Source organism: Sphingomicrobium lutaoense (genome assembly GCF_014195685.1).
Lineage (GTDB): Bacteria > Pseudomonadota > Alphaproteobacteria > Sphingomonadales > Sphingomonadaceae > Sphingomicrobium > Sphingomicrobium lutaoense.
This window is the reverse complement of the sequence record NZ_JACICF010000001.1, coordinates 1,521,416-1,534,884: the sequence shown is the minus strand read 5'-3', so window position 1 is coordinate 1,534,884 and position 13,469 is coordinate 1,521,416. Positions and strand designations below refer to the sequence as shown.

The 13,469-nt window shown below is 65.6% G+C and carries 15 protein-coding genes; 8 read left to right on the top strand and 7 right to left on the bottom strand.

What is annotated here, in order from left to right:
- Positions 1-80: 80 nt before the first annotated feature.
- The 4 genes from FHS50_RS07715 to FHS50_RS07700 are packed head-to-tail and all read right to left on the bottom strand — an operon-like array spanning position 81 to position 3,983.
- On the bottom strand, positions 81-926 hold the full coding sequence (locus FHS50_RS07715) for a 50S ribosomal protein L11 methyltransferase (RefSeq protein ID WP_265569282.1): 846 nt from the start codon (positions 924-926) through the stop codon (positions 81-83).
- Positions 838-1,893, bottom strand: coding sequence for a subclass B3 metallo-beta-lactamase (bla, locus tag FHS50_RS07710; protein ID WP_246332995.1), 1,056 nt, complete (start codon positions 1,891-1,893; stop codon positions 838-840). The genes FHS50_RS07715 and bla overlap by 89 nt, the downstream gene beginning before the upstream one ends.
- Positions 1,883-2,590, bottom strand: a complete 708-nt coding sequence (locus tag FHS50_RS07705) for an SDR family NAD(P)-dependent oxidoreductase (protein ID WP_183933741.1) — start codon at positions 2,588-2,590, stop codon at positions 1,883-1,885. The genes bla and FHS50_RS07705 overlap by 11 nt, the downstream gene beginning before the upstream one ends.
- A 43-nt stretch (positions 2,591-2,633) precedes the next feature.
- Entirely contained in the window at positions 2,634-3,983 is a 1,350-nt protein-coding gene (locus tag FHS50_RS07700) for a methyl-accepting chemotaxis protein (RefSeq protein ID WP_246332994.1), read from the bottom strand.
- A 168-nt stretch (positions 3,984-4,151) separates the two neighbouring features.
- On the opposite strand from FHS50_RS07700, the gene sdhC reads away from it, so the two are divergent.
- The 5 genes from sdhC (at position 4,152) to FHS50_RS07675 (ending at position 9,180) form a co-directional block, all read left to right on the top strand.
- A complete protein-coding gene (gene sdhC, locus FHS50_RS07695) occupies positions 4,152-4,547 on the top strand; it encodes a succinate dehydrogenase, cytochrome b556 subunit (protein ID WP_183933740.1) in 396 nt (131 codons plus the stop codon).
- Entirely contained in the window at positions 4,544-4,933 is a 390-nt protein-coding gene (gene sdhD, locus FHS50_RS07690; protein ID WP_183933739.1) for a succinate dehydrogenase, hydrophobic membrane anchor protein, read from the top strand. The genes sdhC and sdhD overlap by 4 nt, the downstream gene beginning before the upstream one ends.
- A 6-nt stretch (positions 4,934-4,939) precedes the next feature.
- Positions 4,940-6,736, top strand: coding sequence for a succinate dehydrogenase flavoprotein subunit (gene sdhA / locus FHS50_RS07685; protein ID WP_183933738.1), 1,797 nt, complete (start codon positions 4,940-4,942; stop codon positions 6,734-6,736).
- 160 nt (positions 6,737-6,896) lie between these two features.
- A complete protein-coding gene (creD, locus tag FHS50_RS07680) occupies positions 6,897-8,270 on the top strand; it encodes a cell envelope integrity protein CreD (protein ID WP_183933737.1) in 1,374 nt (457 codons plus the stop codon).
- 34 nt (positions 8,271-8,304) lie between these two features.
- Positions 8,305-9,180: an LOG family protein gene (locus FHS50_RS07675; RefSeq protein WP_183933736.1), complete on the top strand. Its 876-nt coding sequence runs from the start codon at positions 8,305-8,307 to the stop codon at positions 9,178-9,180.
- A gap of 6 nt (positions 9,181-9,186) precedes the next feature.
- Here FHS50_RS07675 and FHS50_RS07670 read toward each other — a convergent pair whose 3' ends face one another.
- The 3 genes from FHS50_RS07670 to FHS50_RS07660 all read right to left on the bottom strand — a co-directional run bounded on the left by FHS50_RS07670 (position 9,187) and on the right by FHS50_RS07660 (position 11,429).
- Complete coding sequence (locus tag FHS50_RS07670) at positions 9,187-9,642, bottom strand: DUF1801 domain-containing protein (RefSeq protein WP_183933735.1); 456 nt, start codon at positions 9,640-9,642, stop codon at positions 9,187-9,189.
- 12 nt (positions 9,643-9,654) lie between these two features.
- Positions 9,655-10,350, bottom strand: a complete 696-nt coding sequence (locus FHS50_RS07665) for a c-type cytochrome (RefSeq protein ID WP_183933734.1) — start codon at positions 10,348-10,350, stop codon at positions 9,655-9,657.
- 89 nt (positions 10,351-10,439) lie between these two features.
- Positions 10,440-11,429, bottom strand: coding sequence for an A/G-specific adenine glycosylase (locus tag FHS50_RS07660; protein WP_183933733.1), 990 nt, complete (start codon positions 11,427-11,429; stop codon positions 10,440-10,442).
- 27 nt (positions 11,430-11,456) lie between these two features.
- On the opposite strand from FHS50_RS07660, the gene FHS50_RS07655 reads away from it, so the two are divergent.
- The 3 genes from FHS50_RS07655 to FHS50_RS07645 are packed head-to-tail and all read left to right on the top strand — an operon-like array spanning position 11,457 to position 13,461.
- Positions 11,457-12,023, top strand: a complete 567-nt coding sequence (locus tag FHS50_RS07655) for a DUF721 domain-containing protein (protein WP_183933732.1) — start codon at positions 11,457-11,459, stop codon at positions 12,021-12,023.
- Positions 12,024-12,037: 14 nt separating this feature from the next.
- Entirely contained in the window at positions 12,038-12,763 is a 726-nt protein-coding gene (locus tag FHS50_RS07650) for a thioredoxin domain-containing protein (protein ID WP_221184844.1), read from the top strand.
- Positions 12,763-13,461, top strand: coding sequence for a DsbA family protein (locus FHS50_RS07645; RefSeq protein ID WP_183933730.1), 699 nt, complete (start codon positions 12,763-12,765; stop codon positions 13,459-13,461). Before FHS50_RS07650 ends, FHS50_RS07645 begins: the two co-directional genes overlap by 1 nt.
- The last annotated feature ends 8 nt before the right edge of the window (positions 13,462-13,469 follow it).

The window sequence follows — 13,469 nt, the reverse complement described above, 5'->3', positions numbered from 1 at the left end:
AGCTGAGATTGGCGTCTGAGCGGGCTCGGATTCCTTCTTCCGACGGTGCCAATTGGCTTTCTCTTCGTCAGTAAAAGGCATCATTTCTTCTCCAATACCAGAACTCGCCACTCCCCTTCGCCCGCTTCCGCCACGCTCAACCCTTCGGCTTCATAGGCCGCGATGACGTCTTCGGCCTGTGTGTCGAGGAGCCCCGCCAGCACGACCGTCGCCTGGTCGGCGAGGCTCGCGGCGAAGCTGGGGGCGAGTTCCTTCAATGGCCCCGCGAGGATGTTGGCGATGAGGAGGTCGAAGGGGGCGCGGGCCTCCAGCATGGGGTGTTGCATGCCGTCGGCGGTGGCGAGCAGCAGTTCGCCCGCGCCATGGCCGATGGGGACCTGGTTGATGAGCGCATTTTCCTCGCTCACCGCGACCGCGACGGGATCGATATCGGTGGCGATGGCCTTGGCGTCCGGCCACAGCTTCAGCGCCGCGAAGGCGAGCAGGCCGGTGCCGGTGCCGATATCGGCGACGTTGGTGTAGCGGCGGCCGGCCTTTTCGAGCCGGTCCAATGCTGCGAGGCAGCCCTTGGTGGTGGCGTGCTGGCCGGTGCCGAAGGCGAGCCCCGCGTCAATCTCGAAATTGACCGTGTCGGCGGGGCGCTGGCTGTGGTGCATCGGGGTGTGGACGAAGAAGCGGCCCGCGCGGATGGGCTCGAGGCCCGACTGGCTCATCGTTACCCAGTCGGTATCATCGTCCATGCGTTCGAGATGCGGGTCGCCTTCGCTGGCGAGCTGTTCGAGCAGCTTCAATTCGTCCCAGCCGGGTTCATGGTCGAAATAGGCGTGAAGGCGCCATTCATCGGGCTTGGCCGGATCGGGTTCCTCGGCGACCAGCACGGGGGGCGAAGGATGGTCGTTGAAAAGCGCATCGCCTTCGGCGCTGATCTTTTCGGCTTCGGCCTTGGTGCAATCGAGGGTGACGCGCCAGCTCATTGTTCCTGCTCCCTTGCCAGCGCGCATCGAGGCGCGTGGCGATCGCTTCCGAATAGTCGCGGCAGCCATTTTCGTCGACCAGCGGGGCGGCGCCTGCGAGCCGCTCGATCATATTGCTTGCCGAGGGGTGGGGGGTGAGAAGGATGTCGCAGCGCAGTGCGGCGACCTTCGCAAGGCTTGCGCGATAGGCGGCGAGGCGGTCCGGATGGTCCGAGAAGCGGTAATCCTCGCTGCTTACGGGCGAGAGACTTTCGGCATAGACGAGCTGGTGGCAGATGGCTCCGTCGCAGCTTCCCCAGGTCCAGCTCAGGGCGCCGGGACTGTGGCCCGGGGTGGCCACGGCCTTGAGCGAGAGGTGGCCGACGCGGATCTCCTCGCCGTCAGTCACGGTGCGGTCGGCAGGTGCGATGGGGAAGGGCGGGTGCATTCCCGATTGCGGATCGTCGGCGAGGGGGATGCCGCGCGCCAGCGCCCTTGCGCCTTCGGGCGAAGCGATGACTTGCGCGCCGGTGGCCTGCGCGAGACGCGCCATTCCGCCGACATGGTCGAAATGCTCATGGCTGTGGAGAAGGATCTTCACGTCGGCCGGATCGAAGCCGAGGCGGCGGATGTTGCGAAGCACGATCTCGGCGCCGGCCTCGGTGCCGCTGTCGATAAGGATATGGCCGTCATCGCCGGTGATGAGGATCGAGGCGATGCCGCAGGTCCCGACGAGATAGCTGTTGCCATGGATGCGGAGGGGCGGGGCGGGCTTGTCCCATTCGTCCCAATCCTCGCATTGGGCGGCGAAGCGCGGGCCTTCGCTTGAAAGCGGGGCACGTTCGGGGGCGATGCGCGGCGGGGTCTTCTGCACGGGGATGGTCGCCATGCAGCCCGCCAGCATGAGCGCGGCGAGAGCGGGGAGCGCCCTAGCGGACAAAGCTGGCCCCGTTGACGTCGATCACCGCGCCGGTGGCGCTGGCGGGGGCATCGGTGGCGAGCCAACGGATCGTTTCGCCTACCTCTTCGGGGGTGGCGACTCGGCCCAGCGGGATGTCGGCGAGCATCTTCGCTCCGCCCCGGCTCTCGACATAATCCTCGGCCATGCCGGTCATGGTGAAGCCCGGGCAGACCGCGAAGGCGAGGACATTCTCGCTGGCGTAGGCGCGGGCGATCGACTTGGTCATCGCGACCATGCCGCCCTTCGATGCGGCATAATGCCAGTGGCGCGCGCTGTCGCCGCGATAGGCGGCGCGGCTGGCGACATTGACGATGCGGCCGCCCGCGGGCTCATGGCTGCGATATTCGGCGAGGGCGAGGCGGCAGAGGTCGGCGCTGGCCTGCAGGTTGACGGTCATGGTGCGCTGCCAGGCGGCGTGCCATTCTTCTTCGCTCGCATTGTCCTCGACCGGCTCGAAGATGCCGGCATTGTTGATGAGGACATCGATCCGCTCGTCGAGCGCTTCGAAGGCCTGTTGCCACAGTTCGGCGGGCGCGCCGGGATCGGTGAAGTCGGCGGCGATGAGGCCGTCGCCGCCCCTGGTCGACTGGCCGACGACCTTGTGGCCGTCGGCTTTCAGGGCTGCCATGGCCGCCGCGCCGATGCCGCGGCTGGCCCCGGTGATGAGAATGTTCATGGCCCTGAGCGATAGACCTGCCGGGCGGCGGCGGGAAGGGGCCTCAGGCGGCGAAGCGCGAGAGGAAGGCTCGGGTAGTGTCGCGGAAGCGGGCGATCTGGTCGGAGAAGCGGCCGAAGCCCTGTTCGACCCCGTCGATGTCATGCGCGACCTGTTCGGTATCGGCACGGATCGTGGCGATGGTCGAGCTCATCGAATCGGCGGCGAGCGCGGTTTCGTCGACCGCGGCGGTGATGGTGGTCACGGTCTGTGCCTGTTGTTCCATCGCGGTGCGGATGCGGTCGGCGGAGACCTGAACCTCTTCGACGGTGGCCTGGATCGAGGCATTGCTGTCGACCGTCTGGCGGGTCGCGGCGGTGATCGCGCTGATCTTGGCGGTAATGTCGTCGGTGGCGCGGGCGGTCTGGCTGGCGAGCGATTTGACTTCCTGCGCGACGACCGCGAAGCCGCGGCCCGCATCGCCTGCACGCGCGGCCTCGATGGTGGCGTTGAGCGCGAGGAGATTGGTCTGACCGGCGATGTCGCGGATGAGACCGAGGATCGATTCGATCGCTTCGACATGACCCGAGAGCGCCTGGCTCATTTCCACGGCGTCGCGGGCTTCCTCGCCGGCGCGGCTGGCGACCTTGGCGGCGCCTTCGACCTCGGTTCGAGCGTCCTCGATGGCGCGGATGAGGCCCGCGGCGGTCTGCGCGGCTTCGCGCATTGCGGTGGCAGACTGTTCGGCGGCGGCGGCGACTTCGCTCGTCTTGCCGAGCATGCCGCGCGCGGCGGCGGCGGTGCGGGTCGATTGCTGGCGCAGCTTGTCGCTGTCGCTGGTGCAGTCCTGGACGACGCCCATCACCTGCTCGTTGAAGCGGGCGGCCTGCTCCTTCTGCATTTCCTCGGCTTCGCGGCGCGAGATGGCGAGCGAATGGTGGACATAGCAGTCGGTAGCGATCGCCTGGATCTCGGAGATGGCGCGGGCGAGGCTGACGATCGTGGCTTCGTCGTCGCAGCGGCGGCGCAGGCTGGCGAAGATCGCTTCGGTTTCGGCGGAGACCGCGGCAAGGATGGTCGACAAGGTGATGTCGCGCTGGGCCGCGCGGTTGACCGTGTCGCCTATGAAGCCGGTCCATTCGGGACGGCCGAGATTTTCGAAGCGGCCGCGCAGGCAGATCATCAGGTCGCGGGCCAATGCCTCGATGCGCTCGGGGCTCTTGTCCTCGGGGCAGACCTCGCTGGAGGCGGCGTAGCGGCGAGCGAAGGCGAGCGCGATGTCATGCTCGTCTTCCTTCACGAAGGCCCAGATGCGCCGGGCATCGGCGGGGAGTTCGCCATTCTCGTTATAGAAGCGCAGTCCGCGCGCGATATCGTAATTGCCCTTGCCTGCCTGCTCAACGAGGGTGCTCATCGATCATTCGCCTCAATCAACTGTGGATACGGCATCCTTCATGTCGGGAAATGGTTAAGGGGGAGTTAGTCCTGCTCGCTTTTTGCCCGATTGGCGGGGCGCTGCCTTGCCTCTCCTCGCGGCACCGCCTAAGCGGTCGCAAACCGCGTCAAAGCGAATGAGGTTAAAATGACGTCCAGGCCCGATCGTCCATTGTCGCCGCATCTCGGCATCTACACCTGGGGACCGCATATGCTGGTCTCGATCCTGCACCGTATCACCGGCGCGGGGCTGACGCTCGCGGGGCTCGCGATCCTCACCTGGTGGCTGATGGCGCTGTCGGGCGACAAGGAAGGCTATGAGCTTTTCGCCTTTGCCGCCGGGCATCCCGTCGGTCTCGTGATCCTGTTCGGGCTCGTCTGGGCCTTCTGGCAGCATCTCTTCTCGGGACTGCGCCACCTCGTTCTCGACATCGGCGCGGGCTATGAGCTCAAGACCAACAAATTCTGGGCGGTGATGACGATCATCGCCGCGGCGGTGATGACGCTGGTCACCTTCTTTCTGTTCATGGGAGGCGTGGAATGAGCCGTGGCAAAAGCGCGACGCCGCTCGCCAAGGTGCGCGGGCTGGGTGCCTCGGGGCATGGCGGCGAGCATTGGCTGGCCGAACGTTTCACCAGCGTGGCCCTCGTCCTCCTGTCGATCTGGCTGGTCGCGGCGCTCCTGATGCTGCCCGACCTCAGCCAGTCGACGCTGACCAATTTCCTGTCGCGTCCGCTCGGCGCGGTGCCGATGGCGCTGTTCGTGATCACCGCCTTCCTCCACGGGCTTCATGGCCTCAAGGTCGTGGTGGACGATTATGTCCATGAGGAAGGCAACCGGATCGCCTCGCACTATTTCCTGACCATGGCCGCGATCGCGGGGGCATCGTTGTCCCTCTTTGCGCTGGCCTCCATCGCTTTCGGAGCCTGATTTTCCATGAGCTACAAGATCATCGATCATGTCTATGACGTCGTGGTGGTGGGTGCCGGCGGATCGGGCCTGCGCGCCACCATGGGCGCGGCCGAAAAGGGCCTCAAGACCGCTTGCGTGACCAAGGTCTTTCCGACCCGTTCGCACACCGTCGCCGCGCAGGGCGGGATCGCCGCGAGCCTCGGCAACATGGGGCCCGACCATTGGACCTGGCACATGTACGATACCGTCAAGGGTTCGGACTGGCTGGGCGACCAGGACGCGATCGAATATCTGTGCCGGGAGGCGCCTGCCGCGGTCTATGAGCTCGAGCATGCGGGCATGCCGTTCAGCCGCACCGAGCAGGGCGAGATCTACCAGCGCGCCTTTGGCGGGATGACGCAGAACATGGGCAAGGGTCCGGCGGCGCAGCGCACCTGCGCGGCGGCCGACCGTACCGGCCATGCGATGCTCCACACGCTCTACCAGCAGAGCCTCAAATATGACGCGGATTTCTTCATCGAATATTTCGCGCTCGACCTGATCATGGAGGACGGGGTGTGCCGCGGGATCGTGGCGCTGTGCCTCGACGACGGGTCGATCCACCGCTTCCGCGCGCAGGCCGTGGTGCTGGCCACCGGCGGCTATGGCCGTGCCTATTATTCGGCGACCTCGGCGCATACCTGCACGGGCGATGGCAATGCGATGGTGCTGCGCGCCGGGCTGCCGCTGCAGGACATGGAATTCGTCCAGTTCCACCCGACCGGCATCTATGGCGCGGGTGTGCTGATTACCGAGGGCGCGCGCGGCGAAGGCGGCTATCTGACCAATTCCGAAGGCGAGCGTTTCATGGAACGCTATGCCCCTTCGGCCAAGGACCTTGCCAGCCGCGACGTGGTGTCGCGTTCGATGGCGATGGAAATCCGCGAGGGCCGCGGCGTGGGCGAGGAAAAGGACCATATCTTCCTTCACCTCGACCATATCGATCCCGACATCCTCGCCGAGCGGTTGCCGGGCATTACCGAGACCGCCAAGATCTTCGCCGGGGTCGATCTGACCCGCGCGCCGATCCCCGTGGTGCCGACGGTGCATTACAACATGGGCGGCATCCCCACCAATTATCATGGCGAAGTGGTGACGCTGAAGGATGGCAATCCCGATTCGGTGGTGCCGGGCCTGTTCGCGGTGGGCGAGGCAGCCTGTGTGAGCGTGCATGGCGCCAACCGCCTCGGATCGAACAGCCTCATCGACCTCGTCGTGTTCGGTCGCGCGGCGGGCCTCCGGCTGGCCGAGATCATCGAGCCCGGCAAGCCCGGCCCCAATCTGCGCGACGATGCGGCGGACCTTTCGCTCGAACGGCTCGACCATTTCCGCAATGCCGACGGCAAGACGCCGACCGCCGACATCCGCCTTACCATGCAGAAGACGATGCAGGCCGATTGCGCGGTGTTCCGCACCGAGCGCACACTGGCCGAGGGGGTCGAGAAGATCGACCGCATCTACACCGAGATGCAGGACGTGTCGGTGGCCGACCGCAGCCTCATCTGGAACTCGGATCTGATCGAGACGCTCGAGCTCGACAATCTCCTGCTCCAGGCCAAGGCGACGATCCACCTCGCGGCCAACCGCAAGGAAAGCCGCGGCGCGCATATGCACGAGGATTATCCCGACCGCGACGATGCCAACTGGATGAAGCACAGCCTCGTCTGGGTCGACGGTTGGGGCGGCAAGGGCGGATCGGTGAAGATCGATTACCGTCCGGTGCATGATTATACCCTTACCGACGGCATCGATTATATCGAGCCCAAGAAGCGGGTTTATTAAAAGGTCGCTCCCCGAGGCCGTAGGAAAATCGAGACGCCCCGCTTTCCCTCCCTGGAAGGCGGGGCGTTCCTGTTCCGGGCGGCCCATCGCACCACCCTTGACGACGAACCGTGCATTTCTGTAGACGAACCGTTGAGCGGCTTTTGCGAGGAGGCAGGCGATGGGTTGGCGGCAGGGAGAAAAAAGTCCGGGCCAGAAGCTGGTTCTTGCCATCCTCATCGGGCTGCTTCTCGCCATTCCGCTCTTCTCGGTCTGGGCATTGGTCTATGACCGGCAGAGCCAATCCGAAGTCGCGCAGGGGTCGATCACCGAGGGCTGGGGCGGGCCGCAGGCGATTTCGGGACCGGTGCTTGCCATTCCCTACAGCTATACGCGCAACGAGACCCGGGTCGAGGACGGCCAGCGGATTACCACCGCGCGTGAAGTCGAAGGTGAATTGCTGCTGTCGCCCGAAATCCTCGAACTCGATCTCCAGCTTGCCCCCGAGCGGCGGGCGCGCTCGATCTACGAAGCGGTCGTCTATGAAGCGGGGGCCGAGGGGATCGCGCGCTTCGCCTTTCCGCCCGATCTCGACCGTTACAAGGTCGATCCCGACAGCCTGCGGCTCGATGATGCTGAACTGCGCTTCGGCCTGTCGGATCCCAAGGGGATCGGTGCCGACCCGCAGGTCGCGGTCAACGGTGTGGCCCAGCGGCTGCAGCCGGGCGGCGGGTCGAAGGGCGGATCGGGCTTTTTCGCTTTCGTCGACGCCTCCTCGCTTCGCGACGGGGTGATCGTCGCTGAGTTCGCCTTCGATTTTCGCGGATCGGCGTCGGTGGGGCTTGTGCCGACTGCGGGCCGGACCCAATTCGGCCTTGCTTCGAGCTGGCCGCACCCGAGCTTCATCGGTGGCTTCATTCCCGACGAGCGCGAGATTTCGGGCGAGGGGTTCAGCGCGACGTACCGGATCGGCAATCTCGCGCTGGGCAAGAGCCTCGTCTCGCTCGACAGCCAGCCGGGCACGCCGACCATCGACCGTTCGGGCGGGCGGGTCATGACCGCCGAGCCGATGGCGCTTGTCGACCTCATCGAGCCGGTCGATCTTTATTCGCGGGTCAACCGCGCGACCAAATATGGTTTCCTGCACATCGGTTTCACTTTCCTTGCGCTCCTGATGTTCGACGTGATCGGCGGGCGGCGCATTTGGGGGGTGGCCTATCTGCTCGTCGGAGCGGCGCTGGTGCTGTTCTTCGTGCTGCTGCTTGCCTTTGCCGAGGTGATCGGCTTCGCGCCCGCCTATCTCATTGCTTCGGCGGCGATCGCCGCCCTGGTCACGGCCTATTGCGCGGCGATCCTCAAAAGTTGGCGACGGGCGCTGGCAGTGGGCGGGCTGCTCGCGCTTCTCTATGCCGCGCTTTATATTCTCCTGGGGCTCGAGGAATATGCGCTGCTCATCGGTTCGCTGATGATCTTCGCGGCGCTGGCGGCGGTGATGTATGCCACGCGCAACCTCGATTGGGGGCGTGCCGGGGACGCGGCCGAGCAAAACGCCTAGTCAAGCCAAGGGGGAGCGGCTAAGTCCGCTCCCCATGTCCGATCATCACAAGCCTTCCGATCCGGTCTTTCCTTCGTCCAAGACCGACGCCGCCGCGGCGCGTTACACGCCCACCAGCCCGCAGACCGAAAGCGAGGCCTACAAGCTCGCTTTCCAGGATACCGACTTTCTGCTTCGCGACGATCTGCGTCCCGTGCGCTTCCAGCTCGAGCTGTTGAAGCCCGAGCTTCTGATGAACGAAGCCAATATCGCGTCGCTGTTCGTGATGTATGGTTCGGCGCGCGTGCCCGAGCCTGCCAAGGCGCAGAAGATGCTCGACGAGGCCAAGGACGATTGGCGGCGCAAGGTTGCCGAGCGGCTGGTCGCCAAGTCGAAATATTATGACGAGGCGCGTAAGCTGGCGCGGATCGCGAGCAGCTATCCCGTCGACGAGAATGGCGACCGCCATTTCGTGGTGACCACCGGGGGTGGCCCGAGCTTCATGGAAGCGGGCAATCGCGGCGCCGCCGACGAAGGCAAGGAATCGATCGGGCTCAATATCGTGCTTCCGCACGAGCAGTTGCCCAACGAATATGTGACCCCCGACCTCAGCTTCCAGTTTCACTATTTCGCGCTGCGCAAGATGCATTTCCTGATGCGCGCCCGCGCGGTCGCGGTTTTCCCGGGCGGGTTCGGGACGTTCGACGAACTGTTCGAACTACTCACCCTCATCCAGACCGGTAAGGTGCGGCCGATGCCCGTCCTGCTGTTCGGCAAGGAAGAATTCTGGGACCGGGTGATCGATCTCGATGCGCTGGCGCTCGAAGGGACGATTTCGCGGCGCGATCTCGATCTCATCACCTGGTGCGAGACCGCCGAGGAAGCTTGGGCCGAGGTGTGCCGGGTCTATGACACCTGCCACCACCCCTGAGTGAGGCTAGCAGCTGCCTTCGGTGCGCGCCTTTTCGGCGGCGGCGACGAATTCCCCGGGCGTGAGCGAAGCGATTTCCTTCGCGATGGCATCCCAGGCGAGGTCATCGGCGCCTTTGAAGCGGATGCAGCTTTTGCCCATGTCGAGCTTTAGGCCCGCTTTCTCATGGGCGGCCTCGAGGCGGGCTTGCGCTTCCTTCGAGATGTAGCTGCAATTGAGGTAGAGCGCGTTGTGGCGCTTTTGCGCGGCGAGGCTGACATAGCCGAGCGGCTGGCCGTTGTAGGTTGGGCCGGAGACGTCGAGCGGGACGGTCCAGCCGATCATGCCGAACGCCATTTCTTCCCGATAGCCTTCGGGCATCGCGGCATTGATGCGCTCGCGCAGGTCGGCGATGACCGCGCGCCGGTCTTCGGGAAGCCGGGCGAGATAGTCGGCGACGGTCCGTGCGGATGACTGGACCATCGCCGCGTTATCCTATTGCTTTTCGGGGACGTTCAGACCGCCGTCCGGGCCTTCGGCCACTTCGCCGACGCCGGCTTCGAGTTCGGGCGAATCTTCGGCGAGCTGCGCATCGCCTTCGGCGGCGGCGTCCTCGGCCGCGGCTTCTTCCTCGCTCACCGGCGGGGGCGGCGGGGGAACGGCGAGCGGGCTGCCGTCATTCTGGTTGAGATAGAGCAGGAGGTCAGCGCGTTCCTGCGGATCGCCAAGGCCCGCGAAGCTCATCTTGGTGCCCGGCGCGTAGCGCGCGGGTCGGGCGAGCCATGCGTCCATTTCTTCCCAGGTCCAGGTGCCGCCAATGCCCTTCAGGGCATCCGAATAGGCAAAGCCCGCATGGCCGGCGATCGGATTGCCCATCACGCCGTAGAGCGCGGGACCGATGCCGTTGGCACCGCCCGGCGCGATGGTGTGGCAGGCGGTGCATTTCTTGAAGACATTTTCACCGCGGGTCGCGTCGGCCGTCGCGAGGTAGAAGGAAACCGGCATTTCCTCTTCGGCTTCGCCGCCGCCGGCCGTGGCCTCGGCGACATAGGAAGGGCAATAGCCGCCTTCGTCTTCACAGGCTTCGGCATCCTTGCCGCTGAAATACTCGCCCGTCACGATGGTCGCGCCAAGGGCGACGATGCCCGCAAAGAGCGCCCAGCCAGCGATGGTATTGTTGCGATTGTCCATGGGATTCCCGAAACGATGAAAAGGATGGTTCGCCGCCCTTTAAGGCGCACGCGCACGACATTCAAGCGGTCTCGCCCGATGGGCGGGGTTCAGGCCAGCATCCGCTCGGCGGCCCTGGCATAGAGCGTGGGCAGGCCCGCTTCGTCGAGACGGTCGAGCGGATGCCACCAGCCTTCAAGTCCCGAGGGATCGTCGCGCTCCTCGATCCGGAGGGTCAGCGCGAAATGGGTGAAGACGTGGCGGACGCTCACTGCCTTGCAGGCGGGCGGCGCGCCGTCTTGCCATTCGGGACCCGGCAGCGCGGCCATGCCGCCGAGCATTCCCCTGGCGGGTCGGCGAACGAGGAACAGCCGGTCGTCGCGGCGGATCCACCAGGCAGTGCCGAATCGTTCGGGGCGGACTTTCTTCGGCGGGCGGGGCGGGAAGGAGGCGGGATCGCCGCTGGCGTAAGCGGCGCAGTCCGTTGACAGCGGGCAGAGATGGCACGCCGGATTGGCCGGACGGCAGATGGTGGCGCCGAGATCCATCAGCGCTTGCGCCATTTCGCCCGCTGGGGCGCCCGAATAGAGGTCATCGGCGAGCGCCCGGATGCGCTTGCGGTCCGATCTCACTGGCCTGTCGAGGGCATGGAGGCGAGCGATGACCCGTTCGACATTGGTGTCGATGACGGTCGCAGGGCGCCCGAAGGCAATCGCGGCGATTGCGGCGGCGCTATAGTCGCCGATGCCCGGCAGCTGGCGCAGCGCTGCTTCGCTGTCGGGGAAGCCGCCCATCGCGACCACTGCCTGCGCGCAGGCATGGAGATTGCGGGCGCGGGCATAATAGCCGAGCCCCGCCCACTCGGCGAGCAAGTCATCGAGCGGAGCGGCAGCCAGCGCCTCGACCGTGGGCCAGCGTTCGAGGAAGCGGGCGAAGCGGGTGGTAACCGTCGCGACGCTCGTCTGCTGGAGCATGATTTCGGAAAGCCAGACGCGGTAGGGATCGCGCGGGCCGTCATGGCCCGGCGGATAACGCCACGGCAGATCGCGCGCGCTTTGCCGATAATGGTCGAGCAGGGCAATTTGGCGATTGGCGGGCATGGCCGCGCTATGGCATGGTCGCGCGCGATGACCAAACCCCCCAGACCCAAATCCGGCCGCAAGCAGGGCGAACGCGTGGGCAAGGTGCGCCGCGCGGGCGACCTGGTGGGCGACATCGGCGGGGTGGCCTTCAAGCGATTCGGCTTCATCCAGGGCGCGATCGTCCATCGCTGGCCCGAAATCGTCGGCGAACGATATGCCAAAGTAAGCCTGCCCGAATCGATCCGCTTTCCCGCCGGGCGCAAGGCGGGCGGCACGCTGACGCTGCTGGTCGACGGCGCCCATGCCCCGCTGATCCAGCATCTTGCCCCCATGATCATGGAAAAGGTGAATGCCTTTTTCGGCCATGGGGCGATCGCCAAGGTGGTGTTCCGGCAGGGCCGCATCCCTGAACCCCGCAAGGCAGTGAAGCGGCCACAGCCACGCCCGGTCCCGCGCGAGCTGGGCGAGGGATTGCGCGAGATCGCCGATCCCGAATTGCGCGCGGTACTTGAATCCATGGCCGCCGGACTTGAAAAGGACGGCCCCCCGACCATCATTCCCGTCGGCAAGCTGACCGACCAGATTTCCAAACGGAGAGACAACGACCAATGAAATCCATCACCAAAATGATCGCCGCCGGTGCCACGCTGGCGCTCGCTTCCTGCGGTTCGGGCGGCGATGACTTGCCCGTCGCCGACGAGCCGATCGAGGCCGTCGAGGCGCCCGATGGCGGCGACTGGAGCGAAATGGTCACCACCACCGATGCAGGCGGCTATGTGCTGGGCAATCCCGATGCGCCGGTGAAGCTCGTCGAATATGGCAGCTACACTTGCCCGGCCTGCGCCAATTTCGACCAGAACGGGGTCGAGCCGCTGGTCGAGAATTATGTCAAATCGGGCCGCGTTTCCTACGAATATCGCAACTATGTCCGCGATCCGCTCGACATCACCGCGGCGATCCTCGCGCGGTGCGGGACCAAGGAAAGCTTCTTCCCGATGACCCATGCCCTCTTTGCCCAGCAGCGCAACTGGGCGGCGCAGGGGCAGCAGGCGCTGGCCGAGCGCGGACAGCAGATCCAGGCGCTCCCCGCCGCCGAGCGTTCCAAGGCGATCGCCGAGGCCTCGGGCCTGCTGGCCTTCGCCACGCAGCGGGGCCTGCCGTCGGCCAAGGCCGAGGCCTGCCTTGCCGACGAAGCCAATGCCGCCAAGCTGGTCGAGATCGCCAATGTCGCGAACCAGGATTATGAGATCCCGGGCACGCCGACCTTCCTTCTCAATGGAACGCGGGTCGACAATGCTTCGCAGTGGCCGGCGCTCGAGCCGATCGTCAAGGCAGCGGTCGGCGAGAAATAATGCGTCTTCCACTCCTCCTCGCGGCGCTGGCCATGCCCGTCATGGCCGCGCCCGCATGGTCGAGCGAGCCGCAGGTGGCGGCAGCCGAGGACTGGACCGGCACGGTCGCCCGCACCGAGGCGGGCGGCTATCGCATCGGCAATCCCGATGCGACGGTGCAGCTCGTCGAATTCGTGTCGATGACCTGCGGCCATTGCGCGCATTTCCATCATGAAGGGATGTCGCCGCTCCTGGCCGGATATGTCGCCACGGGGCAGGTCTCGCTCGAGATGCGCAACTTCGTGCTCAACTTGCCCGACATGATCGCGTCGAGCGTGGCGCGCTGTTCGGCCGAGCCGCGCTTTTTCGACGTGACCGCCGCGCTTCTCGAGAAGCAGGACGAGTGGACCGGTGCTTTCCGCCGGGTCGACAAGGAAAAGGGCCAGGCGCTTGTCGATGCCAAGGATCTGCACGGCCTCGCCCAGATGGGCGGGGTCGCGGGGATCGCGCTCGATGGTGATGCGGGGGTCGGCGCCGATGCGCTTCGCGAGTGCATGAACGAATTGTCGGTGGTCGACGAGTTGCTGGCGATGCGCCGCACCGCGCATCAAGAGCATGGGGTGAGCAGCACGCCCTCCTTCCTGATAAATGATCGCTTGGTGCCCGTTCACGACTGGTCTAGCCTCAAGCCATTGATCGACAAGGCCTTGGCCGAGTAGCGATTCGT